The organism is Nitrospira sp. M1, assembly GCF_965152605.1.
The window spans coordinates 4028068-4052093 of the sequence record NZ_OZ224217.1; the positions used below are offsets into that span (position 1 = coordinate 4028068).

At 48.3% G+C, this 24026-nt stretch carries 24 protein-coding genes; 18 read left to right on the forward strand and 6 right to left on the reverse strand.

Annotated elements, in window-relative coordinates; all coding sequences use genetic code 11:
• Positions 1-6: 6 nt before the first annotated feature.
• The 3 genes from ACWHX8_RS18030 to ACWHX8_RS18040 form a co-directional block, all read right to left on the reverse strand.
• A complete protein-coding gene (locus ACWHX8_RS18030) occupies positions 7-765 on the reverse strand; it encodes an exodeoxyribonuclease III (RefSeq protein WP_447969521.1) in 759 nt (252 codons plus the stop codon).
• A 34-nt stretch (positions 766-799) separates the two neighbouring features.
• Entirely contained in the window at positions 800-1741 is a 942-nt protein-coding gene (locus ACWHX8_RS18035; protein ID WP_447969522.1) for an SAM-dependent methyltransferase, read from the reverse strand.
• A 371-nt stretch (positions 1742-2112) separates the two neighbouring features.
• The gene (locus ACWHX8_RS18040; protein ID WP_447969523.1) at positions 2113-2427 is read right to left on the reverse strand and encodes a hypothetical protein; all 315 of its coding nucleotides are present in this window, start codon (positions 2425-2427) and stop codon (positions 2113-2115) included.
• A gap of 329 nt (positions 2428-2756) precedes the next feature.
• Here ACWHX8_RS18040 and ACWHX8_RS18045 point away from each other — a divergent pair, with 329 nt between their 5' ends.
• The 15 genes from ACWHX8_RS18045 to ACWHX8_RS18115 all read left to right on the forward strand — a co-directional run bounded on the left by ACWHX8_RS18045 (position 2757) and on the right by ACWHX8_RS18115 (position 16396).
• On the forward strand, positions 2757-3146 hold the full coding sequence (locus ACWHX8_RS18045) for a class I SAM-dependent methyltransferase (RefSeq protein WP_447969524.1): 390 nt from the start codon (positions 2757-2759) through the stop codon (positions 3144-3146).
• A gap of 208 nt (positions 3147-3354) precedes the next feature.
• Entirely contained in the window at positions 3355-4809 is a 1455-nt protein-coding gene (locus ACWHX8_RS18050) for an N-6 DNA methylase (RefSeq protein ID WP_447969525.1), read from the forward strand.
• Positions 4806-5969 (forward strand): restriction endonuclease subunit S, encoded by a 1164-nt coding sequence (locus ACWHX8_RS18055; protein ID WP_447969526.1) that lies wholly within the window; start codon positions 4806-4808, stop codon positions 5967-5969. The genes ACWHX8_RS18050 and ACWHX8_RS18055 overlap by 4 nt, the downstream gene beginning before the upstream one ends.
• 9 nt (positions 5970-5978) lie before the next feature.
• Positions 5979-6200 (forward strand): hypothetical protein, encoded by a 222-nt coding sequence (locus tag ACWHX8_RS18060; protein WP_447969527.1) that lies wholly within the window; start codon positions 5979-5981, stop codon positions 6198-6200.
• 216 nt (positions 6201-6416) lie between these two features.
• Positions 6417-7664 carry an ATP-binding protein gene (locus ACWHX8_RS18065; protein ID WP_447969528.1) on the forward strand — a complete coding sequence of 416 codons (1248 nt, stop codon included), beginning with the start codon at positions 6417-6419 and terminating at the stop codon, positions 7662-7664.
• 91 nt (positions 7665-7755) lie between these two features.
• The gene (gene hsdR, locus ACWHX8_RS18070) at positions 7756-10110 is read left to right on the forward strand and encodes an EcoAI/FtnUII family type I restriction enzme subunit R (RefSeq protein ID WP_447969529.1); all 2355 of its coding nucleotides are present in this window, start codon (positions 7756-7758) and stop codon (positions 10108-10110) included.
• Positions 10111-10123: 13 nt separating this feature from the next.
• Entirely contained in the window at positions 10124-10435 is a 312-nt protein-coding gene (locus ACWHX8_RS18075) for a hypothetical protein (protein ID WP_447969530.1), read from the forward strand.
• A complete protein-coding gene (locus ACWHX8_RS18080) occupies positions 10420-10632 on the forward strand; it encodes a DUF2283 domain-containing protein (RefSeq protein WP_447969531.1) in 213 nt (70 codons plus the stop codon). The genes ACWHX8_RS18075 and ACWHX8_RS18080 overlap by 16 nt, the downstream gene beginning before the upstream one ends.
• A 191-nt stretch (positions 10633-10823) precedes the next feature.
• Positions 10824-12581: a SagB/ThcOx family dehydrogenase gene (locus ACWHX8_RS18085; protein WP_447969532.1), complete on the forward strand. Its 1758-nt coding sequence runs from the start codon at positions 10824-10826 to the stop codon at positions 12579-12581.
• A 300-nt stretch (positions 12582-12881) separates the two neighbouring features.
• Positions 12882-13100 (forward strand): antitoxin, encoded by a 219-nt coding sequence (locus ACWHX8_RS18090; RefSeq protein WP_447969533.1) that lies wholly within the window; start codon positions 12882-12884, stop codon positions 13098-13100.
• Positions 13097-13483 carry a type II toxin-antitoxin system VapC family toxin gene (locus ACWHX8_RS18095; protein ID WP_447969534.1) on the forward strand — a complete coding sequence of 129 codons (387 nt, stop codon included), beginning with the start codon at positions 13097-13099 and terminating at the stop codon, positions 13481-13483. The genes ACWHX8_RS18090 and ACWHX8_RS18095 overlap by 4 nt, the downstream gene beginning before the upstream one ends.
• A gap of 21 nt (positions 13484-13504) precedes the next feature.
• Positions 13505-14119 carry a DNA-3-methyladenine glycosylase gene (locus ACWHX8_RS18100; RefSeq protein WP_447969535.1) on the forward strand — a complete coding sequence of 205 codons (615 nt, stop codon included), beginning with the start codon at positions 13505-13507 and terminating at the stop codon, positions 14117-14119.
• 414 nt (positions 14120-14533) lie between these two features.
• Positions 14534-15013 carry a urate hydroxylase PuuD gene (locus ACWHX8_RS18105; RefSeq protein ID WP_447969536.1) on the forward strand — a complete coding sequence of 160 codons (480 nt, stop codon included), beginning with the start codon at positions 14534-14536 and terminating at the stop codon, positions 15011-15013.
• 751 nt (positions 15014-15764) lie between these two features.
• The gene (locus ACWHX8_RS18110; protein ID WP_447969537.1) at positions 15765-15998 is read left to right on the forward strand and encodes an antitoxin VapB family protein; all 234 of its coding nucleotides are present in this window, start codon (positions 15765-15767) and stop codon (positions 15996-15998) included.
• Positions 15995-16396: a type II toxin-antitoxin system VapC family toxin gene (locus ACWHX8_RS18115; protein WP_447969538.1), complete on the forward strand. Its 402-nt coding sequence runs from the start codon at positions 15995-15997 to the stop codon at positions 16394-16396. The genes ACWHX8_RS18110 and ACWHX8_RS18115 overlap by 4 nt, the downstream gene beginning before the upstream one ends.
• Positions 16397-16446: 50 nt before the next feature.
• On the opposite strand, the gene ACWHX8_RS18120 is transcribed toward ACWHX8_RS18115, so the two are convergent.
• Positions 16447-16683, reverse strand: a complete 237-nt coding sequence (locus ACWHX8_RS18120) for an Lrp/AsnC ligand binding domain-containing protein (RefSeq protein ID WP_447969539.1) — start codon at positions 16681-16683, stop codon at positions 16447-16449.
• A 287-nt stretch (positions 16684-16970) separates the two neighbouring features.
• Here ACWHX8_RS18120 and ACWHX8_RS18125 point away from each other — a divergent pair, with 287 nt between their 5' ends.
• The 3 genes from ACWHX8_RS18125 to ACWHX8_RS18135 all read left to right on the forward strand — a co-directional run bounded on the left by ACWHX8_RS18125 (position 16971) and on the right by ACWHX8_RS18135 (position 22884).
• On the forward strand, positions 16971-17900 hold the full coding sequence (locus ACWHX8_RS18125; RefSeq protein ID WP_447969540.1) for a cobalamin-binding protein: 930 nt from the start codon (positions 16971-16973) through the stop codon (positions 17898-17900).
• 421 nt (positions 17901-18321) lie between these two features.
• Positions 18322-21033 (forward strand): ATP-binding protein, encoded by a 2712-nt coding sequence (locus tag ACWHX8_RS18130; protein WP_447969541.1) that lies wholly within the window; start codon positions 18322-18324, stop codon positions 21031-21033.
• A 1023-nt stretch (positions 21034-22056) separates the two neighbouring features.
• Positions 22057-22884: a sigma 54-interacting transcriptional regulator gene (locus tag ACWHX8_RS18135; protein WP_447969542.1), complete on the forward strand. Its 828-nt coding sequence runs from the start codon at positions 22057-22059 to the stop codon at positions 22882-22884.
• A 582-nt stretch (positions 22885-23466) separates the two neighbouring features.
• Here the strand turns inward: ACWHX8_RS18135 and ACWHX8_RS18140 are convergent.
• Both ACWHX8_RS18140 and ACWHX8_RS18145 read right to left on the reverse strand, forming a co-directional pair.
• Complete coding sequence (locus tag ACWHX8_RS18140; RefSeq protein ID WP_447969543.1) at positions 23467-23622, reverse strand: hypothetical protein; 156 nt, start codon at positions 23620-23622, stop codon at positions 23467-23469.
• Between the two features lie 162 nt (positions 23623-23784).
• Positions 23785-23985, reverse strand: coding sequence for a hypothetical protein (locus tag ACWHX8_RS18145; RefSeq protein WP_447969544.1), 201 nt, complete (start codon positions 23983-23985; stop codon positions 23785-23787).
• Between the last annotated feature and the right edge of the window lie 41 nt (positions 23986-24026).

Sequence of the window (24026 nt, forward strand, 5' to 3'; positions counted from 1 at the left end):
TATACTCTAGAGTTCGACTCCAACGGGACAATGGTCTGAGCCGTAGATTTCATTGAGGATAAACGCGTTGTTGATCTTTGACATCAAGAGCTCAGAAATCAAAAAATAATCAATTCTCCAGCCAACATTCCGCTCTCTGGCATTCATCCGATAGCTCCACCAAGAGTATTTCTCAACTTCTGGATAAAAATGTCTGAAAGAGTCGACGAATCCACTCTTGTGATAATTGTCCATTCCGTCAATCTCTTGCTGGGTATACCCAGCTGTCTTGTTATAGTTGGCCTTATCGTTTTTCAGATCGATAGGCTTGTGGGCGACATTCAGGTCCCCACACCACATCACGGGCTTCTTGGCTTCCAGCCCTTTCAGATACACCAACATATCGTGATCCCATTGTTGTCGATACGACAGGCGTTGTAATCCGTTCTGAGAATTAGGGACATAGGTGTTGACCAGGTAGTAGTCTTTAAATTCTGCCGTCAACACTCGCCCCTCTTGATCGTGTTCCTGTATCCCTATTCCTTCGGTCAGGTTAAGCGGTTCATTTCTTGAAAGAATGGCTGTCCCCGAATACCCTTTTTTAATGGCCGAGTTCGTATAAATATGATAGCCGGGAATATCGTGTAATGCTTCCAATACTTGATCGTCTTGTGCTTTGGTTTCTTGAAGACAGAGCACATCAGGGTTCATCACTTCAAGAGATGCGGCAAACTCTTTTTTGATCACGGCCCGAATGCCGTTCACGTTCCAGGAAATGAGTTTCATTTTTTCATATGCTCCATACAACTGTAACTGGGTGTCATTCAGGGATGGTTTCCCAGGCTTTCAACTTTATCCAGGTCAACTCATGCTTGTTGTGAAAAAGGTGAAGCACTCGGCTATGGGGAATAGCGGCAAATTTTTGGGCTATGCGGTAATCGCTGCCCCCCTGAAACTTCAGGGTACAAATAAAATTATGGCATATGCCTGATTCGACCCACATCATGACCCAATCGAAAAGTTTTTCGGGATAACACACAAGGTCACTGAAAAGCCAGTCGGTGTGGGCTCGAGACTCTTTGAACGTTTCTGGACTGAGGGAAAAGGCATCCCCTTTTTGAAAATAGACTCCCGGCATTTCAGATACTCGTTTGTCTAACAACGATCGGTCAATGCTGAATACTTCAGCGCCCAATGTTGCCAAGACCCAGGTCCATCCTCCTGGGCTTGCTCCGACATCAATGCAAAACTGGTCAGCGTTGGGATAGTGCCGGACAGTCGTCAGGGCTTCCCATAGCTTCAGGTACGCCCGGTTAGGTGGGTTCGTCTTATCCTCCACAAACTGTATTTCTCCATTTGGAAATGCACTGGAACAGTCGCTTGCGGCCAACAGAGTCTCTCGATCAAGAAGCGTCCATGACCCGAGAGGAGACTGAGGGAGCCGCGTTGGAAAATGTAGCGGTTTTGCGGAAACATGCGGAAGTTGCTCCTGAATCAGTTGGCCTCGTCGATGTAAGTGAAAGGAGTACAGGCTCCAGTTTCTTTGGAGAGATTTGAGGTGTTGGGCCGCGTCTGAAATTGACTGAATGGGTATTAAGATGGGATTGCGCCAACAGTTCTGCGCCCATAAAGGAGGTTGCACAGGAAGACGATCCGTCACAATCAACCGTCCATGCTGGGATTGAATACCCTCAAGCTCGTTGGCTAGTTGATCCTGAAATCCTTCTGGAGCCAGATAGGCGTATTGTATTGTTGCTGGCATGGATTATAAGTATACCTATCGTCGAAAAATGTTGAGTGACTGATTCGATAACCCTTATAGCCGATTCAATTATAGCGAAACCAAACACTTCGCTACCGAATGTCCATCATGGACATAGCGCAACACAATACGTCGCACAAACGGACATCTATTCGAACGGCTATAACTTCCGTGCCCTTTGAGCATTTGATACCGCGTTGATAGTCGGCATGAATAAGGTGGAACGTATTTGGATTCGCTACAATCTCCGAAAAGTTGGCAAGAAAATGTTGTGAGAAACGGTGAGATCGATATGTTTCGTATAAAGAGATTGGGTTCCATCCCATCGCTAAAAATGAGAATATCCCCTTCTCAAGCGAAACGACACAGGTTCAACCAGGCTTATAATAGCCATACATGCGGTTTAACACTTCTGACAAGATTACTTCATGTTGCGCCACCGCTTCATCCCATGTGGAACAGCGGCGGCACGTTTGATCAAGATCGCCACCAAACACCATCGTTTCAAAAATGAGAGGTGGGCCGGCAAAGAACTGATGATCAATACAAAGAAACATCGTCGACACCTCAACATCGGCGACCTCTGTGTGACTCACCACTCGATCAGCCGTTTCCACCCATTCGCCAAACTCCTTCGCACCAGAAGCCAAAACGACCTCCTGATTACGTAAAATATAGAATCGCATGGAAATAGCTCCAGATCAGGTCCTACGCCACCGCGCTCTCGGTCACACCTCTGGGCCCCATCCAAGGTTGATGGGGAGAACGGGTCCCATTCGTAATTGATCGTCTTTCATAGAGAGCACACGAGACATGATGCCTGTCTCAGGTCTTTCACATCAATACTGACCACGGAATTTCATCTGAGAATGTACCTGTGGTCGTGGGTATGGGAAGAAGAAAGACTATTTACGATCACTCACAAGAACTCGCAGGGAAAAGTAAAGCATTCTGATCAATTTGGAGGATGGGAAGAGGCCTGAGGTATGCGTGAACGTAATATCTGACCTGAGGCGTGCCCCAGAGCGTATTCAATGAGACAACAATAGATCTGACACTTTTTCAGGATCCGCTTGAACCCGTCGTGATTTATCGGTACCCCATGTTTCCACCAAAAGAAAATTCGGCGTTAGTGAAGAAAGACATGAGAATATTGCAAGAAGTTGGAGGGCAGGAAAATGCCGCCGATGACCTATTCACCGTTGCACTGCCAATTGCCACTAACCGCGTCGTCGTCAAACGCCCAGCCTATGCCGACTTTCTCGCTGAGATCAAACCGCAGACCTCGATCAAATCCCAAAACACCGATTTGCTATCTATCTTCTTCAAAAGTAAGCCTCAGGACTCACCCTTGTACAAGGCGAATCCGTCAGTTGTTAGCAAGGGATTATCTTCCATTTCTTAAAGAAGTTTAGCCGCACCCATATGTATCCAACAATCGGCGTGTCTATCGCGCGAGGAACTAAATTATAGTTCGAGAGTACCTTGGGAATTTCGCAAAACTGTACTTTTTTTGAGAGGTTGGGGTACATTCCTCGATAAATAAATGTTAAGTAAGAAATACTTTCCGTTCTTTACGCATGGCCAGAATGAGGTATAAGAAATAGACCAATATGTTCGAGCAAGCATTTAAAAATATCGATGACGTGCTTCGAAAAGAAGCTGGCTGTACGACGGAGCTGGACTATACCGAGCAGACCTCATGGCTGCTATTCCTGAAATACTTAGATGGCCTGGAGCAGGACAGGGCCACCGAAGGCAAGCTGGAGAGCAAGAAATACCAGTTCATCCTCGACACCGAATTTCGCTGGGATAACTGGGCTGCACCCAAGGAGAAGGACGGGAAGCTCGATCACAACAAAGCTCAAACCGGCGATGACCTCCGCGACTTCGTGAACCTCAAGCTCTTCCCCTACCTGCACGGATTCAAGCAAAAGGCCAGTGGCCCGAACACGATCGAATATAAGATCGGGGAAATCTTCGGCGAGATCAAAAACAAGATTCAAAGCGGTTACAACCTGCGTGAGATCATCGATCACATAGACGAACTCCGTTTCCGTTCACAGTCTGAGAAGCACGAGCTGTCGCATCTCTATGAAGCCAAGATCAAAAACATGGGCAACGCCGGGCGCAACGGCGGCGAATATTACACCCCGCGCCCACTCATTCGCGCCATGGTGCAAGTGGTTAAACCGAAACTTGGCAAAACGATCTACGATGGTGCCTGCGGGTCAGCGGGTTTCTTGTATGAATCCTTCGAGTACTTGAAATCGAAAAAAAATCTCACGACTAAAGATCTTCTGACACTCCAGACCCGTACATTCTACAGAAAAGAAAAAAAGTCTCTGGCCTACGTCATCGCCATCATGAACATGATCCTGCACGGCATCGAAGCACCAAACATCATCCATACCAACACGCTCACCGAAAACCTCGCTGACATTCAAGAAAAAGACCGGTTTGACATAGTGCTGGCCAATCCACCCTTTGGCGGCCAGGAACGCAAGGAAGTACAGCAGAACTTCCCCATCCGCACCGGCGAGACAGCCTTTCTCTTTCTCCAACATTTCATCAAAATGCTTAAGGCCGGCGGGCATGGCGGCGTGGTCATCAAGAACACCTTTCTCTCCAACACCGACAATGCTTCAAGCAGCCTCCGGAAGCTCCTGCTGGAATCCTGCAACCTGCACTCGGTGCTCGATTGTCCAGGCGGTACGTTTCAGGGTGCAGGAGTAAAAACCGTGGTGCTCTTTTTCGAAAAAGGCGCACCCACGAGAAAAATCTGGTTCTACCAGCTCGACCCAGGCCGGAGCCTTGGCAAGACCAACCCTCTCAACGACGACGACCTGACAGAGTTCATCCAACTGCAAAAGACTTTCGCCGACTCACCTAAGAGCTGGACAGTGGATGCCAAGAAAATTGATCCAAAAACCTTCGCGCTTTCCGTGAAAAATCCCAACGGCGGAGAAGAAATCGTGCACCGCAGTCCGCAAGAAATCATGGACGAAATCAGAGCATTGGACAACGAAAGTGCAAAGGTGCTTGCGAATATTATGGCCTTGCTATGAAGCAGGAGACTCCGCGTAAAAGGCTTGGCGATCTATTCGACTTCAAGAACGGACGCGCCTTCAAAAAGGAAGAGTGGTCTACAAGCGGGTTGCCTATTATCCGCATTCAGAATCTCAACAGAGAAGACGCACCATTCAACTATTTTGCTGGGAAATATAATCAGGATATTCTCGTCGAACCAGGCGACTTGCTTTTTTCGTGGTCAGGTACAGTCGGTTCTTCATTTGGCTCGCACTTATGGAGCGGCCAGAGAGGAGTTCTTAACCAACATATCTTCAAGATTGGCCTCCACAAAGGGATCGCTAAACGATATGCATTCCATGCCTTACGTCACATCACTGAGGAAATAGAGCAATCAGTAAGCGGGGCTGTTGGTATAGTTCACATAACAAAAGAAAAGCTCAACGAGTTCACGATTCCAGCTCCTTCACTCCCTGAACAGCAGCGAATCGTTGGTATTCTCGACGAAGCGTTTGAGGGCATCGCTACCGCCAAAGCCAACGCCGGAAAGAACCTCCAAAACGCCCGCGCCCTCTTCGACAGCCCCCTCCACTCCATCTTTACAAAGCGAGGCAAGGGATGGGCCCAAAAAAGACTGAACGAAGTATGTGCGATTACCTCAACGCTCGTTGATCCTCGCAAGAATGATTTTTTTGATTTGGTTCATGTCGGCACGGGTAACATTGAGTCAAAAACAGGCGTCTTTGTTGGCCTAAAGACCTCGCGAGAAGAAGGTCTGGTTTCTGGGAAGTTTCTATTCGACAAATCGATGGTCCTCTACAGCAAGATTCGTCCTTACCTCATGAAGGTGGCTCGTGCTGACTTCCATGGCTTGTGCAGCGCGGATATGTATCCGCTGACGCCGTTGCCGAACCAAATTACTCGCGACTACTTGTTCCACCTCTTACTGAGTAAACCATTCACTGACTATGCGATACAAGGTTCAGCTCGCGCAGGAATTCCAAAGGTAAATCGAGAGCACTTATTCGAGTTCATGGTTTGGTTGCCCACAGTGACAAAGCAAAAGGAGATAGCTGCAAGCCTCGATGTCCTCCACCTAGAAACCCAACGCCTCGAATCCATTTACCAGCAAAAGTTGGCCGCTCTTGATGAGTTGAAAAAATCGCTGCTGCATCAGGCCTTCAGTGGACAATTATAGAAACTAACCATGAACGAGATCAGTATCTACGAAACACCCAGTGGAAGCATCGAAGTCCGGCTTGAGCGTGAGACGGTCTGGCTGTCGCAGGAGCAAATGGCCACCTTGTTCGATGTACAAAAAGCAGCCGTTTCCAAGCACTTAAAAACATTTTTGCAAGTGGCGAACTGGAGCGAGAACCAACTGTTTCCATTTTGGAAACAGTTCAGCAGGAAGGGGTACGCAGAGTAACCAGAAAAATTGAGCACTTCAACTTGGAAGCGGTCATCTGCAATCACTCTGTGCTATCTCGTCAATAAAATAGTAACGTTTGCAAATTTTTCAATTGGCCAGCCTCAAACCTTGCAATCAGCCGCCCTTAAACCTTGCAATTGGACGACCATAAACCTTGCAATTGGACGACCATAAACCTTGCAATTAGCCGCATTTCATGTTTACGATTAGCCAATGGCTAGTTCACGCCTACTTCCGCGCTATGCCGAACCACTCTTGATTGAAGCGCTCACCGATTCCCCGGCCGTGCTGATTTACGGCCCGCGCCAGTGTGGCAAAACGACGCTGGCCCAACGGGTTGGCCAGCGCATGGGCTACACCTATATCAATTTTGATGACGATGTGGCCCGCACAGCTGCAGAAGCCGATCCGGCTGGGTTTGTCGATGACCTGCCCAACCGCGTCACTCTAGACGAAGTCCAACGAGTCCCAACCCTCTTTACCACACTCAAGACAGCTATCGACCGGAAACGCACCCCAGGCCGATTTATTTTAACGGGCTCGGCCCACGTTCTGTTGGTGCCTAAGCTCACTGATTCGTTGGCCGGTCGATTGGAACTGCTACGTCTGCATCCGTTGGCACAGTGCGAGCTGGGAAGAAAGGAGGCCGACTTTCTGTACACGCTGTTTACCGCCGATTTCAAGACCCGACGTAGCAAGCGGTTAGGAAGCGAACTCAGTCAACGCATCACATCAGGCGGGTATCCCGCAACTCTGGCTCGATCGACTGAGCGACGACGCGCTGCCTGGTATCGAGACTATCTGGATGCGCTTATCCAGCGTGACGTCCGTGACTTGTCTCGCATTAGCCGACTTGATGCCTTGCCTCGATTGCTCACCTTGGCTGCAGGACAGACTGGCAGGTTGTTAAACATTTCCGACTTAGCTGCTCCATTTCAGCTCAGCCGTCCGACTATCCGCGACTATATGACACTCTTGGAACGCATTTTTCTTCTGGAAACTCTACCACCCTGGCACAGCAATCGACTGAGTCGACTCATTAAAACCCCAAAACTGCACATGGGCGATACAGGGCTAGCTGCGGCGCTGCTTGGCATCAATTCTGCTTCGTTAACCGCCGACCGTTCTTTAATAGGTCAACTTCTAGAAACATTTGTGTTTCAAGAGCTTCGACGTCAGGCAAGCTGGCACAACGAATCGTTACATTTCTTTCATTTCCGCGATAAGGATGGGAGTGAAGTGGACATTGTGATTGAACAAGGAGCACGCATGCTAGTAGGCGTTGAAGTCAAGGCGGGCGCCACAGTCACGTCTAGCGACTTCCGTGGATTGCGTAAACTCAGACAGGCTGCCGGATCGCGCTTTGCGGGTGGCGTGGTTCTGTATGATGGGGAGACTTGCGCCAGCTTTGGCGACGGCATGCATGCGGTCCCTCTGCGTAGGCTCTGGGAGTCGGGGTGAGTACGACCTTTGCTACGGTATCCGCGACGATTTGAAGCAAGAGGTGTATGATTCGCTTACCTATCTCCTTTAAGTGTCTAGGGAATGGACGATGAACGAAGCCGAAACAAGAGCGGAGCATATTGATCCCGCGTTAAAAGCGGCAGGTTGGGGTGTGGTTGAAGGAAGCCGGATTCGACGTGAGTACCCCATTACACTAGGACGGCTTGAGGGATACGGGCGACGTAGTAAGCCACTTACTGCTGATTATGTGCTGGAGTATCGAAACATCAAGTTGGCTGTTGTCGAGGCCAAGGCATGGGATGAATCACTGACCGAAGGGGTAGGCCAGGCTAAAAATTACGCTGCAAAACTTGCGATTCGCTTCACTTACTCCACCAATGGCCAGGGAATTTACGGCATCGACATGCGAACGGGAGCAGAAGGTGACGTTCTACACTATCCGAGTCCCAACGAACTTTGGAACCTGACTTTTGCTAAACAGAATGACTGGCGCGATCGCTTCTCCTCAATCCCGTTTCCCGACAAGAGTGGAAGTTGGACCATTCGTTTTTATCAAGAGATCGCTGTCAATCGAGTGCTAGAACGTATTGCTGATGGCAGAGATCGAAATTTGCTCACTCTTGCTACTGGCACTGGCAAAACTTCCATCGCCTTCCAAATTGCCTGGAAGCTATTTCAAACTCGTTGGAACCTGACGGACTGGAAACGAGACAAAGAACCATCGCGTCGTCCTCGCATTTTATTTCTGGCCGATCGCAATACGCTTGCAACTCAGGCTTATAATGATTTCACCGCGTTTGCCGCGTTTGCTGAAGATGCGCTGGTTCGCATTAAGCCTGACGATATCCGCAAGAAGGGCAAAGTCCCAAAGAATGCCAGCCTGTTTTTTACAATTTTCCAGACCTTCATGAGCGAGCCACCAACAGACGATCATCCCTCGCCCTATTTTGGGGAGTATCCACCGGATTTCTTCGACTTTATCGTCATCGATGAGTGTCATCGGGGAGGAGCCAACGATGAAAGCAACTGGCGCGGAATTCTGGAGTACTTCGCGCCTGCCGTGCAGCTTGGCTTGACCGCCACACCGAAGCGCTGGGATAACGTCGACACCTATGCCTATTTTGGCGAGCCGGTGTATATCTATTCACTCAAGGAAGGCATCAACGACGGGTTTCTCACACCGTTCAAGGTGAAGCAAATTGCCACAACGCTCGACGACTATGTTTACACTCCTGATGACCAGGTCATCGAGGGGGAAATCGAAGCGGGCAAGCGTTTTGAGGAAGCTGACTTCAATAAGATCATTGAAATCAAGGAACGCGAAGTCCACCGTGTGAAGCTCTTTATGGAGCAAATCAACCAGCATGAAAAGACTCTGGTGTTCTGCGCCACCCAGGACCATGCACTAGCCGTGCGCGACCTCATTAATCAAATGAAGACGAGTCACGATCCGAACTATTGTCAGCGGGTGACAGCTGATGATGATGCACTGGGCGAGCAACATTTACGAGACTTTCAAGATAACGAGAGAACTATCCCCACCATTTTGACGACTTCGCAAAAACTCTCAACTGGTGTAGATGCACGTAACATCCGGAATATCGTCTTAATGCGGCCCATCAACTCGATGATCGAGTTTAAGCAGATTATTGGACGAGGTACTCGTCTGTATGACGGAAAGGATTACTTCACGATCTACGACTTCGTGAAGGCGCATCATCACTTCAATGATCCTGAGTGGGATGGTGAGCCGATCGAGCCTGAAGAGGAAGCAGGACGTAGGCCTCGTCTCTCCTCTCGCCCATCAGCCAACCAAGCTCGTGAAACCTCTCCCGACTACGTGAAGAGACAGAAAATTAAGGTGAAGCTAGCCGATGGGAAAGCTCGTGTCATCCAACATATGATGTGCACGACGTTTTGGCATCCGGACGGCACGCCCATGTCGGCGCTCCAGTTCCTCGAAATGCTATTTGGCAAACTCCCAGAGTTTTTCAAAAACGAGGCTGAACTCCGGGCTCTTTGGAGCCTTCCCGACACGCGAGCCAAACTCTTACAAGGACTCACCGAGAAGGGCTTTGGACATGAACAGATGGCTGAAATGCAGAAAATTATTGATGCCGAGAACAGCGACCTCTTCGACGTACTCGCGCACGTGGCGTATGCGTTACCGCCATTGACGCGGCAAGAGCGGGCAGACAAGGCCAAGGTAGCAATCAGCACCTACTTCAACAGCAAACAACAAGTCTTTCTTGATTTTGTGCTGTCACAATACGTCCAAGTTGGTGTGGAAGAACTCGATCAGACCAAACTGACGCCGCTATTACGATTGAAATATCACGATTCGATTGCCGATGCCGTGACCGACCTCGGACAACCAGAGGATATTAGTCATGTCTTTACGAATTTTCAGAAATACCTCTATCTGCCACAAATAGTGGCTTAGGAAATAGTGATCTGTGAAGACAATTCATGACTGTTTTGGCCGCTCCGTCAGACTCACAGATGAGCGTATTGCCCATATTCTGCAGCATCAGGAGATGGCTGGAATGGAAGCTGAGATTGAACGGGTCTTACAATCTCCCGCAGAAGTTCGTATTTCGCGTTCTGACAAGACGGTCGAATTATTCTATGAATTCTATGCCCAGACCCGTGTTGGTGCGAAATTCTTATGTGTCGTGGTAAAGTATCCTCCAGATGATGCATTTGTGGTCACGGCCTATTTGACCGATCAATTAAAAGCAGGAGAAACGATATGGCCGAAAAAGTGAAAGTCTGGTTTGATCCTGAGGGAGATTTTCTGGAAGTGCAGTTCAAGGACGCTCCAGGGTTCATGCGTCCGACAGCCCACGATGCAGTCATGGAACGCGTCGATGAGCAAGGCCATGTGCTTGGGTTTAGCGTACAGGGCGTGAGTCGATTTCGAAAAGATCATCCTCTTGAAGCCGAACTTGTTGTAGGAAACTAACCTCCCCCTTTTTTCTTGCCTGACGCAAAACTTGCCTTGCACTTGACCTATAGATTCAATCTCGCTTCATTTGCTAATGCTCAATCCCCGGGATAGTTTTGTGGAGTTCATCCGCTAGTTTTTCACCCATATACAAATTATAAACAGAGGGCCCAACGACACTTTTTGTAGTTTGAAAGCACTAAACTATCATGGAATCTGACGTAACTCATCAATCAACCTCAGGCTATTTGGAGCGAGTCAAACGCTATCATCAACAAACCAAGCATGACTTTAATCAATATGCCCAATCGTTGGGCTATATGGATTGGGCGAATCAGCCAAACCCGTTTCGCCGGTTTAACGGCGCCCCACTTATCCCGCTACCTCGCCTGACTCTGGATGATAAGCCTGTTTCGCCCACGTACGAAGATCTTTATCGTGCGCATACTATCCCATCCGTACCCCTCAGTATCGAGTCCCTATCACGTTTCTTTGAGTATGCACTCTCCCTTACAGCGTGGAAAGAATATGGGGGCAATCGATGGGCCTTACGCAGCAATCCTTCCAGCGGGAATCTTCATCCGACTGAAGGGTATCTGTTTCTCAACCACTACACAGACTTACCACTCACGCCCGGCCTCTACCATTATGCGCCCAAAGAACATGGGCTCGAACACCGTCTAATTTGTACCGACTCTGAAGCCAAGCCTCTGTTTGAAGGATTCCCTGAGCAAGCATTTTTTGTTGGACTCAGCTCCATTCACTGGCGGGAAGCGTGGAAATATGGCGAACGGGCATTCCGATATTGTCAGCATGATGTCGGCCATGCCATTGGCACACTTCGCTTTGCTGCCGCGACCTTAGGCTGGCAGATGAGCCTGCTCGAAGGGAATTCTGATGAGACCCTTTCGACAGTGCTTGGCCTGAATCGATCAGATGATTTCGTGCAGTCTGAAAAGGAATATCCAGAACTAGTTGCCGTGATTTGGCCAATGGATGCGTCACAACCACAAGAGTTTCCACAAGCGCTGGATCAGCAAGCCGTACGGAATCTCGCTCAGGGCACTTGGCAAGGCAAAGCCAATCGATTGAGTCGCGATAACCCTATTCCCTGGGAAATCATCGATGATGTGGCGGAAGCCTCGTGGAAATCATCGCAGGCATTGGAATCTGTTGCGTTGCCCGCTTTTCTTAACCCTCTAGAAGTAGAAAAGGGAAAAGATGGGAGCGGAGAATCCAGTCCACCACTAGAAATGTCTCAACTCTCAGCCGGTCAAATTATTCATCAACGCCGTAGCGCTGTCTCGTTCGATGGACACACTAGCATTCCCGCTCAACGCTTCTTCACTATGCTGAGCCGTGTCATGCCCCAAGAAGACCTTCCTGTTGCTCAACGTCCTATGCCGTGGGACTGTATTCCCTGGAATCCAACGATACACCTGGCCATATTTGTCCATCGAGTGGAGGGGATCCCTCCTGGTCTCTACATGCTGATTCGAGATCGCTCTCAAGAAAAATTGACTGAATTCAAATCTACCATGCATGAACAGTTCGTCTGGACCACACCTGAAGCGTGTCCGGATGACCTTCCCCTGTATCTCTTAGAAGAGGGAAACGCGCAGAAGATTGCGATGCAGGTGAGCTGTTGGCAGGAAATTGCTGGAGATAGCGCCTTTTCGTTAGGCATGATTTCTGAGTTTGATCACACGTTAGAATCCAATGGACCTTGGGCCTATCGGCGTCTCTTTTGGGAAACAGGGTTGATTGGGCAAGTGCTGTACCTGGAGGCTGAAGCCGCCGGCATCCGGTCAACGGGCATCGGGTGTTTCTTCGATAATCCGGTCCATAAAGTCTTCGGCTTTTATCCACACACTACGTATCAATCGCTCTACCACTTTACTGTCGGAGGTCCGGTTGAGGATACTCGTTTAACCACGCTTCCTCCCTATGGTGATCATGTCGAATAATGACAAATAGTGTTTTGGCTCACCGATAATCCGTCAACATAATCTATCTATTTGATTATAGCGAAACCAAATAACTTCCAGCCGATTCAAATAAATCAACTCAGCGCGAAACACCGCTTCATACGTACGGAAACTAATTGGAACGGCTATAAATGGAAATTTCTTAATTTACACACATGCATGTTTGAATATACATATGTGTAATGATAAGATGTATGTGTAACCATAATACACACACTAATCATGTCGATAAAAGTCCAAGTCATAATAGATGAAATGGAACGAGAAGCCTTTAGAGCCATGGCTCAACGGGAAGGACTGTCCTTGAGTGCGTGGCTAAGAAAAGCCGGGAATGAAAAGTTACTGTTGAACGAACAGCAAAAACCGATCTATGACAAAGAGTCGCTCGAACGATTTTTTCTTGAATGTGATGCTCACGATGAGGGAACTGAACCTGATTGGGAGGATCATCTCAAAGTGATTAACCGCTCGCGCGCCTCGGGCCAGGCTGACCTATGACATTCGTGGACACGAACGTGTTCATGTATGCCGTCGGACTGTCCCACCCACTTAAGGCACCTTCACGAAAATTTTTTGCAGACTGTTTTGAACGGGACCAGCTCTTAGTCACTTCCGTTGAAGTCCTGCAAGAACTCCTTCACGCCTACCTCCCGGTGAACCGCCTTTCGACGTTAGATGCCGCGTTCACCTTAGTCGAATCGTGCGTGCATGAGGTCTGGTCGTTAGAACCTGCGGATGTACAATGTGCAAGAACGCTGATCTCTCGATATGCTCACCTTACGGCTCGCGACCTTCTGCACGTAGCATGCTGTAAGCGACGTGACATCTCACAGGTAAAAACGTTTGACCAAAAACTCGCGACCGTATTTTCCTCACGATAAAACCAGAGGATTGCACGTACCTTGACAACGATCTTTCGCCCCCAACCCCATCGACACGCTCATATACTCTCCACCCCGCTTCCACGGTCTTTTTATAATAGACCGACGCTCAAAGTTGCGAAGGAGCTGTTAGGCAAGTATTTGTTTCGAGACTCTGCTTCAGGCAAGTCCGTGGCAAGAATTATCGATGTCGAAGCCTATATTGGACAAGAAGACAAAGCCTGTCATGCGTCGAAAGGTCGAACCAAGAGAACAGAGGTTCTTTTCGGACCACCGGGACAGACCTATGTCTACTTAATTTACGGAATGCACTATTTACTCAATTTCGTGACGGAACGTCCCGAGTTCCCGGCGGCAATTCTCATTCGAGGGATTGAGATCGTTGAGCAGAGAGGAGAACAGCTTCCGCAACCCATTCGTATCGATGGACCTGGACGTGTCTGTCGGCAGTTGAGCATCGATAAAAGCTTAAACTGTGTGGATGCCACGATTGGGCAAGCAATTTGGGTTGAAGATCGAGGTGAGCGTATCCCCCCCAGCCTCATCACTGCCCTTCCACGAATAGGCGTGGACTATGCCGGGGAATGGGCTCAGAAGCCTTGGCGGTTCTGCTTGCGTACGCCAAAGATAGAATAAATAAGCCAAGAGCCCCACAAACCCCACAGCCCGCCATAGGGCGAACGACATCTTGAAGAACCCCTACGGAATGGGTTAGGGTTATTACCGTGAACAGGGGCACGGTGCACCCACTATCGTTCACTCTACAAGATGTCCGACCTTCTAGTCTTTCCAGGAAGCTTTCGAGGTTTGCTACTGTGTTCATCGTGCTCTGTCAGCTAGAACGGCTTGGCTGAAATTTATTTCGTTTTTCGACAATACACAGGGAGGTTTCAATGGGTAATCCACTCGATACGATCAGTGGAACTATTACAGCTGGGTTTGTGTTGACCATCGTGCTCTATGGGTTCGTGAAAATGCTCGTGTAAGATCACGACCATTCTTTAATCACGACAACTATTCACCAGAAATTTTAGAAAAGAGGGAATCAATATGGAAAGCTTGTATGCGTGGGGACATTTCCTCGCGGGTATCACCTGGATCGGGATTCTATACTACTTTAACTTTATACAAGTACCGTTTCTGAAGGCCGTCAAACCCGAAACAAAAGCCGAAGCGTTTCAGCATCTCGTTCCGAATGCCTTGTGGTGGTTCCGCTGGAGTGCATTGGTTACCTGGATATTTGGTGCGATATTGCTGATGACTCAGCATCGGCTTGGAAGCGCATTTATGCTACAGGGACAGGATGCCGTCATTGGGATGGGAGCCTGGCTTGGAACCATCATGCTGCTGAATGTATGGGGCGTGATTTGGCCCAATCAGAAAAAAGTCCTAGGGATGAAAGAAGCGACAGCAGACGAAAAGGCCAAAGCTGGCCGCACCGCGCTGTTGGCATCTCGAACGAACACGATGCTTTCGATTCCCATGTTATTTTTCATGAGTTCGTCGGGACATGCTTCAGGGTTGTTTTAAACGATACATCTTCAGATTTTCTCTCAACTTGCCTCAAGGGCCAGCATATTGTTTATGCTGGCCCTTTTCGTTCCCCACATTCTTTCACCATCCAACATGTGCGCAACCAGCAAGATTCCTCCAACGAGAGACATTTTGGCCTAACCTTATAGAGATGTAGCAACCCACATCAGTTCAAATTCATCCAGGTAGGTCATTATAGCGAAATCCAATAACTTCCAGCCGAATGTACATCATGTACACAGCGCAAACATAGAGGAAAGTTATGCCCGCCTGGATGCCCTGTATACGATTGACGGTTCAATAACGAAGGGTTATAGCGAATCCAAATACGTTCCAAACAGGAAAATACAACGAACTCAGCGCGGTACAACGTTTCCACCAGCGGAAGTTATAGCCGGTCCGGTTCTCGTTCGCTTATATGACGTGTGTAGTTGCGTCTGGTATGTGCTGTCAATTCGGCTAAATGTTTCATGGTTTCGCTATAATTGAAACGGCTATAACCAGTATTCAGTGGATCGACATTTATAGCGAAACCAAATAATTTCCAGCCGAATGTACATCATCCACACAGCGAAAAAACACACGTCGTACAGACGGAGTATATTGGAACGGCTATAACTGATTAGGCATAACTGGAACGGCTATAACTGCCGTTGAAGAAGTGCATTGATTCGTTGAAAGAAAACAGCGAATGTCTAAACACGGACGAAGAATTGACGACCGCCCAATATAAGTGCACGATAAGTGCATGGCTGTTAAAACTATTACCATTGACATGGAAGCTTACACCTTACTCGCAAGCCGTAAAAAACACGGACAATCCTTCTCTTCAGTCATTAAGGAGAGTCTGGGCGGAAAGGCTACCGCAAAAGTTCTCTTGCAACTGCTGCCTTCATTTGATGTTGAAGAATCGACACTTGACCATATTGAGGAGCAAGTGGCGAACAGAAAGAAGCATCCCGTCAAAGCTCCTCGCCTATGAGCTTTCTTGATACGTCATTTGTGATCGATTTGCTTCGAGAAGAAAAACGTCAAACCTATGGGCCAGCTCATCGCAAACTAGAAGAGTTAAATGATGACCCAGTACGTCTAAGCATGTTCGTGGTCTGTGAACTTGAAGCTGGGATGCCCTTGTCAACCTCAACGAAAGAACGTGGCCGAATCGACTTGCTCTTTCAGCACTGCAAAATCCTCTATCCAGATCACCGCCTACCTGAAACATACGGCAAACTGCTTGCTTATCTCCAAAATCAAGGAACTCCAATTGGGATAATGGATCTCATGATTGGCGCTCACGCATTGATATGCGATGAATCTCTTATTTCACGGAATCTTAAGGATTTCCGAAAAATCCCTAACCTACGAATAGATTCTTATTAGACGCCTCTCAGCATCGCATCTCTGAGTTCTTCTCTTTCCGTCCTATATTCCTACTCCTGCACCACAATATGCGTATCGGTTTCCTCGACGCCAGGAATCGTGTGAATCTTGGTCATGATTAGATCGGATAGGGCACGGTCGTCGGGTGCGTTAATGAGTCCAAAAATATCTGGTTGACCGAAGCAGGCATGAGCTTGTTCGACGCCGGCCATCGCTTTCAAAGTCGCAAGCACTTCTTGGGATTTTCCCGTTTTGACTTTCATGAGGATATACGCTTTCGTGGCCATAATGCCCTCCGTGGGTGGATTAGACAATTGTATTCTAATTAATGGCATCCTTTTACCATACGCGGACCTACGGCTTCCATCCGTACAATGAGGATGGTTTTTTTCTTTTGGAGTCTCATTCATTTTCACGCCATGTGATACGTACCCCCAACTTTCTCCTCTCACCCTACCCTCTCCTCGCTGGGGCGAGGGAAAGTAAGGAAATTGCCTCTCTTGCTAATCGCGCAGTGGCCTATTACGATTCTGGAGATTTGAGAGCTTAGAACTAATGAATCCGTAGACTTTTTATGCAAACACGAATCATCACATTGCTTCCCAGCGCCACCGAGATGGTCTGCGCCTTGGGTCTAGAACACCAACTCGTTGGACGTTCCCACGAGTGCGATTTTCCTGCTTCGATTACTCATCTTCCCATTTGCACCGAACCGAGGTTTGAGGTGAATGGATCAAGCCATGAGATCGACGCACGCGTGAAAGATCTTTTGGGAAATGCTCTGTCCGTCTACCGAGTCTTTCCTGACATGTTACAAACGTTACAGCCTGATGTCATTGTGACACAAACGCAGTGCGATGTGTGTGCCGTCAATCTCCAGGATGTGGAGCAGGCCCTAGATTCATGGCTTGGGAAGAAACCCGCAATCGTACCGCTTCAGACGACTGATTTGTCAGGTGTATGGAACGACCTGCATACCGTGGCTGTGGCCCTCAAGCAGGAAACCCGTGGACAAAAGGTCTTGGACATGCTTCAAGCACGCATGAAAGCCATTGCCCAACAGGCTCACCCCCTGAATCATTCACCCAAAGTAGCCTGCATTGAATGGATGGATCCTCTCATGGCGGCTGGGAATTGGGTGCCTGAACTGGTGGAAATGGCTGGTGGATCATGTCTTTTTGGCAAGGCCGGACACCATGCGCCCTGGATCACGTGGGAAGCCCTTCTGAATGCTGATCCCGACATCATTCTCATATTGCCATGCGGCTTTTCTCTTTCCCAGATTCAAGAGCATGCTCACACCCTGACGTCCAATCCTATCTGGCATCAATTACGCGCCGTGCACATGAAGAATGTCTATGCAACCGATGGCAACCAATACTTTAATCGTCCAGGACCTCGACTCGTCGAATCGTTAGAAATTCTGGCTGAAATTTTCCATCCGCACACGTTTGACTTCCATCATAAGGGCACCGGCTGGACCCACATGCTACCTGAAAAATAACAAAAAACGTTGCTCGTTGCTCGTGAATCGTATCTCGTAAAAAAAGAAGGTATCTCTCAAGAAGAGTCTTTAGACTTGCCTTTGACGCTTCACGACCCCTCCTTCACGTTTTTCCTCCCATGCCTTACGAACGACGAGATACGAAATACAAGCGAGGAGATACGTTACTTTCCCCACTGGCTTGTGTTCGCTCTCCCCTATCAGTGTATGATTCTGCTCAATAGAGCGAAACCAAAAAAGAGCTGGCCGCTTCAATCCATCTCACACGGCGCAAACATAGAGGAAAGTTATGCCCGCCTGGATGCCCTGTATACGATTGACGGTTCAATAACAAAGGGTCAAGCAGAATTCAGTGGATCGACATGTAACTGATTCGGCATAACTGGAACGGCTATAACCCCAACAGCTTCATCATTGATTCATGAATTTCCTCTCCAAAGAGCACACCATTCTGGAAAAAGGCACGATGGAGTTTCGGCCTTTTGGTGTCGATGAGAAAGGAGAGAAAATACGCGACGTGACAGGCATTAAGGTCAGCGCCTATGTGACGCATTTGGAAGAATTGGCGGCCAAGAACAGAGGATCGGAAGCAGGGCCTCACGCCTCATCCGAGCTCTGCACTCTCCTCAACGAACGCATTCCTGATCCCACGTATCATGTGTCTCCATCATTTCTGAAAAATATTTGGAACAGCTATTCCTATGAATTTGTCTGCTTTTTGACTGAGTTTTGTCTCCTGATTTCCCAAGATCCGCAATTTCAGATCCACGTCGGGAAAACCAAGTATATTTCTCCAATCATTCAAACCTTAGGCCGTCCGTTCTCCGTGTCACAAATCTACAAAATGTTTCCGCACTTTGGACAAAAGTTTGCCAGAGGGTCCATTCTTTTTGAAGTGGGCACCGTGACTGAAGGGACAGCCATTCTTCGAATGAAATACACCGATCACGTTTATCAACAATTTGGAGCCTATCGAAAACGATGTGCCGACCAAATATGTGAAGTCTCGAAAACCGCACTGTCCGTTGTTCCTGAGCATGTCCATCAGTTGGGACATGCAACGGTTAAAGACCTCCAATGCATTGCAAATGGTGATGAGTGGTGTGAATGGGAGTTTCGTTGGACGCCACCAATTCAAGTTCCATTTGGGTGGGCCCTTGGAGGCATCCTAGTCGGCGTGCTCGCCTTCGGATACCTGCAATGGCAACATCCGACGGTCACCCTCGCTGAGGCCTTAGCCATTGCCCTGTTCCCACCGGTGATCACCTGGTTTTGTACCCAACGCAATCAACAGGTGCATTCACAACAGCGAGAAGCCTTGATTGTGGAACAACTGGAAACGGTGGAAACTCGTCACGAGGAACTCCGCGAAGCCTTTCTGGAACAGGAACATGGCACGGTCGAGCTTCGTCGGAAAGTGACACAACTTACCACCCTGCATCGCGCGGGGTTACTGTTTAGCGCCACATTGGATCGCAAGACCTTAATCCAAAATGTGTTAAAAACCATTGTTCAAGAACTGCATTACGACCGCGCCATGATCAGTTTTTACGACCCTGTGCGCAAAGTCAATCACGATACGCACGTCTTGGGCCTGTCCGAAGAAGCCGAACACTTTGCCCGCTCCCATGAAATTCCTATTTCAGATCCGACGACAATCGAAGGGCAAGTGGCCCTGAAAGGCGAACCGGTGCTTCTTGAAAATATCCATGACCATGCTGTATGGGAACGCCTACATCGTTTGAATCAAGAGATGGCCACAATCTCCAAAGCGACCTCACTCATTGCCGTCCCTTTAAAAGTCAACGATAAAGTCATGGGATCGCTAATGGTTGATCGAATCCACGGACCATCGCTGACCCAAGACGACCTGGATGTCATGACAACCGTTGCAACCCAGGTCGCTATTTCCCTTGATAATACTGAGGCTTATCATCAAATTGAAGAATTGAATCTTGGCCTGGAAGAGCGAGTGGAGGAACGAACGGCGGAACTCCAACAGGCTAATGAAGAATTGCAGGAACTTGATCGCTTAAAGTCACAATTCCTTGCACATGTGTCTCACGAACTCCGCAGTCCACTGACGAGTATTAAAGGATTTGCGGAAAACATTTTAGGCGGAGTGACGGGCTCCATTTCCGAAAAACAGGAACGTTGTCTTCAGCGAATTCAAGCCAACAGCAACCGCCTGGCACGAATGATTTCCGACCTGCTCGACCGTGCACGGCTAGAAGCCGGGAAAATGGAGATAATCCTTAGTGAAGTACCTATTGCGTTATTGGCCAAAGAATGTATTGAAGAACTCACACCTCAAGCCGCAGACAAACAGCAATCCCTCAAGCTGGAATGTCAGGACGACACACTCACGGTACATGCCGATGCAGACAAAATGAGTCAAATCCTGATCAATCTGCTCGTCAACGCTATTAAATATACCCCATGTGAAGGGGCTATACGTGTGAAGCTCCTGCGGCTCGATGCAACGTGTGCCAGACTGTCGATTGAGGATACTGGAGAGGGTATTCCTGAGACAGACCTTCCAGATTTGTTTCAACCATTTTTCCGCGTGAATCGTCGGCACAAAACTCACGTCAAAGGACTAGGGTTGGGCCTGTCGATCGTGAAACAACTCGTAGACCTTCAACATGGAACCATTTCGGTTGAAAGTGAGGTTGGGAAGGGAACAACCTTCCACGTCGATCTTCCCCTTGAACCCTCGTCAGAGAAAGGTCCCTCTCCTGACACTAAAACCGCAAAACGCATTCTCGTCGTAGACGATGATCCGGATATCTTGGAGCTCGTTGTTGATCGATTAGAAGGAGAGGGGTATCAGGTCCAGCCTGCCCGCACGGGAAAGGATGCACTCAAAGCCATTCAGGGCAACCTCTACGATGGCGTTATTTTGGATATTGGCCTACCTGACATGAATGGCGTACAGGTTCTTCAGACTATTCGACAACAATATCCATACCTTCCAGTCGTCATGGTCACAGCCTCGGAAGCAAAGGATCGCGCCATGGTCGCTATGGAACGTGGCGCGAATGCGTACATTTTAAAACCTTTTGACTCAGCACAATTCAAGTTTGTGACGACTCAATGGTTTGCGAAGCCCCCCCAGAACAAACTCCAATAAAAAAGCGGAACCTCATTCCACTAGCCATCGATTCGCTCAATCGCAACCTGTCATTCGACATAGAATCGTGCAGAACACTCTATATTTCCAGGAAATCGTCGACTTTCCTTGCAATAATAATTATGGAACATCCAGTCAATCCACCTTCTCTTTAAAGACGAGACGATTAAAGTCTTTATTTGCCGTGGAAATACATAAGAAAGTTCCAATAGATTTTATTGGTACAATGTTTGCTTAATTTAAATACTCAGTCTATTTTTAGCAAAAATGATCTGTTTTCCGATGTATTTTCCCCACACTGAAGAGAAAGTGAGACAATGAATCACTCTGAAGCACATCCATCCGAACAACTTGGTGACCAAGAAAGCGAAGACCCTTTACCTACTCATTCACAAAAGGATTCTCCCATGTCAGACGACACGCCAAATAAGCCATTCTCTCTCTCCTGCTGGTGGTCCAGAGGGCCTGCAGGGCAAGTACAAGAGTGGGAACCACGACCAGCCGCTTCTGAGAACACCCCTCGAACATATGGTCAACACCACCCAAGTTCAGCACGCTGGAAAAGAAATACCAGGACGCCGAAAAAAACAAAGGCGTAACCAACAGGTTCTTACATACCCCTCTCGTTGCTATCAGATATGTCGACTATTTTGACATATGTGAAGGGCCACAACGTTTTTCTGGTACCAAAGACCCTCCCTAAAGTACGCGCTCCTCAACTGTATGTTCAGTGAGCCAGCCTTCGCCATCAGCTAGGTGGGTGGTAGTCACCCCAATGGACAGCTCTTCAATAGCCGACCCCAGTTAAGCCTTGTCGAAAATGGACTCCTGCATTGAAAACATACCCAGTCCTAGGCAAATGCTGGCCTAACCCTACACGTTCCATTTTTTATCCATTTCAAGTAAAACGAAAAATATTCGTAAAAACAAAGATCTATGGCGATTCTATAAAACGAAAAAAAATGGCACCTTGGTTGCTTCTTTAAAATTCCTGTGATGCTTCAAAACAAAGGAACCAACGCCATGCCTGCTAATGCGATTGTCAGCTCGACCAATGATCCACACCCTCAGCCTACACACGAGCCTCTCATTGGCCAGGGAACACGATTTCTCGAACTTCTGGAACAACTTCGCCTGGTTGCACAGGCTGATTGTCGCGTTCTCCTCATCGGAGAAATTGGCAGCGGGAAAGCAACCTTCGCACGCCACATTCACCACCACAGCATTAGACGAAAATCTTCTTTCCATCGACTAGACTGCGCAAGATTCCGTCCCAGCATTTCTCAACATCCACTACAACTTTCGAATCAAGAGGGCTGCCCCCCATTGTCAGACAACAAAGAGATCCCTATCGACTTGACCCGTGGGTGCACACTGTACCTCCATGAAGTCGGAACGCTCACTCCGGAAGCGCAAACTTGGCTACTCCGTACTCTGCTAACACTAGAAATGGAATCGTTGAATAGACCAAATTATGACCGAGAGGACCAGGTTCGAATTATTGCCGGAACATCGCAGAACTTACAGGAAGAAGTAGCCGAAGGCCGGTTTCGAGCAGAACTGTTCTATCGTCTGAATGTCGTTCCTTTACACATCCTCCCTCTTCGTCATCGACCTGAAGACATTGAGCCATTAGCACAACATTTTGTCGACATGTATGCGGAAAAGTATGACAAGACAATTGACCAAATAAGCCATCAAACCTATCAGGTACTCACTCACTACGACTGGCCAGGAAATATTGCAGAAATGCAGTATCTTTTAGAAAAAGCAACGATTTTATCACACGATGGCATCGTGCATATTGAACGGATTGCACGTAACCCTCAAAACTCCCCCACCTACTCTTAAGGGTACCTCTAAAAACATGGATTTTTGTGTGAGGGCAAGGAGGCCGCGCGCGGAACTTGGGCACCTGTGATCGTTCTCACGGAAAGGAGAGTCCATCCCAACACAGGAAAGGTGGCAGTACCGTCTGCCCTGTGGCCCATCGTGCCTAAGGCCACTGTTCTGAGCCTTGGCTACGATAGTAGGACAACCCTCACGACACTGATAAATCCTCCATTGTGTGAGGGGAGCGAACTCTTGCTATTTTGATCGTAGGTAGCCAATACATGAGGATTTGAGCACGCGGCTAACGCCGCCATCGCGGAAAAGGACGGTTTTTAGAGGTGCCCCTAAGTCTTCTGCCGCGTTCCTTCCATCACAACACGTGGAACGCCAGACCTCAACACATTACCTCGCTCCTCGACTGAGGACGGTTGAATGACTCGGAATCGTCATGAATTGGCTCTGACTCTAAGCACTGCCAACGGTCAACCACGGCCGATAGTGATGATTGTTACGACCTACCCCGAACGGCTGCGAACTTCGGGCAAAGGTGTTAAGAAATAGAATGGAGGCAGAACACGGTAAAGAGAGGAAGAAAATGTTTTAAAGTGTCTCTCGGATTTTTAATCCTCGATACCCACTTTCAAGCACTTTCTTGAAAAACCGAAGGACATCAGCGAGATCAAACCAAAACCCACAGTTGATACAACGGGCATGAATCCGTTGGGCGAGAGTGGCATAGTGACGCTCTACAAGCATAGTTCCCTGGCATTTGAGACAAGTCATAATGGCAAATATCGACGTGAATTTCCGTAGATGTCTGTCTACTCAAGCACACTCCAAAAGCCTACACCAAACCCAGTAGCCTTCGTCAACCCTGGAGATTCCTTGCCTCCCCTTATCAAACTGCCTTCAATAACACTATCGCAACCGATTCAAGATAACGGCAACGCAGCCGGCAAGCAATCCTCCACCCAATATGGTCAATCCCATGGAGAGAATTCCTTCAAAGGTTGTCGAAGACGGTGAGCCATACACAAGATCTCGTACTCCACCCTGAACAAGTAACACCGACATCGTTGTCAGTGACCCCATTCCAAACCACCAGGCAAATGTTCGCACGTTTTCCTTTTATGAGGATAATTTTTGTGTGTCTGTAAGAA

Bases quoted from the DNA above. Each gene is read 5' to 3' on its own strand.
- ACWHX8_RS18030 (WP_447969521.1), bottom strand. From the start codon at position 765: ATGAAACTCATTTCCTGGAACGTGAACGGCATTCGGGCCGTGATCAAA.
- ACWHX8_RS18035 (WP_447969522.1), bottom strand. From the start codon at position 1,741: ATGCCAGCAACAATACAATACGCCTATCTGGCTCCAGAAGGATTTCAG.
- ACWHX8_RS18040 (WP_447969523.1), bottom strand. From the start codon at position 2,427: ATGCGATTCTATATTTTACGTAATCAGGAGGTCGTTTTGGCTTCTGGT.
- ACWHX8_RS18050 (WP_447969525.1), top strand. From the start codon at position 3,355: ATGTTCGAGCAAGCATTTAAAAATATCGATGACGTGCTTCGAAAAGAA.
- ACWHX8_RS18055 (WP_447969526.1), top strand. From the start codon at position 4,806: ATGAAGCAGGAGACTCCGCGTAAAAGGCTTGGCGATCTATTCGACTTC.
- ACWHX8_RS18060 (WP_447969527.1), top strand. From the start codon at position 5,979: ATGAACGAGATCAGTATCTACGAAACACCCAGTGGAAGCATCGAAGTC.
- ACWHX8_RS18065 (WP_447969528.1), top strand. From the start codon at position 6,417: ATGGCTAGTTCACGCCTACTTCCGCGCTATGCCGAACCACTCTTGATT.
- hsdR (WP_447969529.1), top strand. From the start codon at position 7,756: ATGAACGAAGCCGAAACAAGAGCGGAGCATATTGATCCCGCGTTAAAA.
- ACWHX8_RS18080 (WP_447969531.1), top strand. From the start codon at position 10,420: ATGGCCGAAAAAGTGAAAGTCTGGTTTGATCCTGAGGGAGATTTTCTG.
- ACWHX8_RS18085 (WP_447969532.1), top strand. From the start codon at position 10,824: ATGGAATCTGACGTAACTCATCAATCAACCTCAGGCTATTTGGAGCGA.
- ACWHX8_RS18090 (WP_447969533.1), top strand. From the start codon at position 12,882: ATGGCTCAACGGGAAGGACTGTCCTTGAGTGCGTGGCTAAGAAAAGCC.
- ACWHX8_RS18095 (WP_447969534.1), top strand. From the start codon at position 13,097: ATGACATTCGTGGACACGAACGTGTTCATGTATGCCGTCGGACTGTCC.
- ACWHX8_RS18105 (WP_447969536.1), top strand. From the start codon at position 14,534: ATGGAAAGCTTGTATGCGTGGGGACATTTCCTCGCGGGTATCACCTGG.
- ACWHX8_RS18110 (WP_447969537.1), top strand. From the start codon at position 15,765: ATGGCTGTTAAAACTATTACCATTGACATGGAAGCTTACACCTTACTC.
- ACWHX8_RS18115 (WP_447969538.1), top strand. From the start codon at position 15,995: ATGAGCTTTCTTGATACGTCATTTGTGATCGATTTGCTTCGAGAAGAA.
- ACWHX8_RS18120 (WP_447969539.1), bottom strand. From the start codon at position 16,683: ATGGCCACGAAAGCGTATATCCTCATGAAAGTCAAAACGGGAAAATCC.
- ACWHX8_RS18125 (WP_447969540.1), top strand. From the start codon at position 16,971: ATGCAAACACGAATCATCACATTGCTTCCCAGCGCCACCGAGATGGTC.
- ACWHX8_RS18130 (WP_447969541.1), top strand. From the start codon at position 18,322: ATGAATTTCCTCTCCAAAGAGCACACCATTCTGGAAAAAGGCACGATG.
- ACWHX8_RS18135 (WP_447969542.1), top strand. From the start codon at position 22,057: ATGCCTGCTAATGCGATTGTCAGCTCGACCAATGATCCACACCCTCAG.
- ACWHX8_RS18140 (WP_447969543.1), bottom strand. From the start codon at position 23,622: ATGCTTGTAGAGCGTCACTATGCCACTCTCGCCCAACGGATTCATGCC.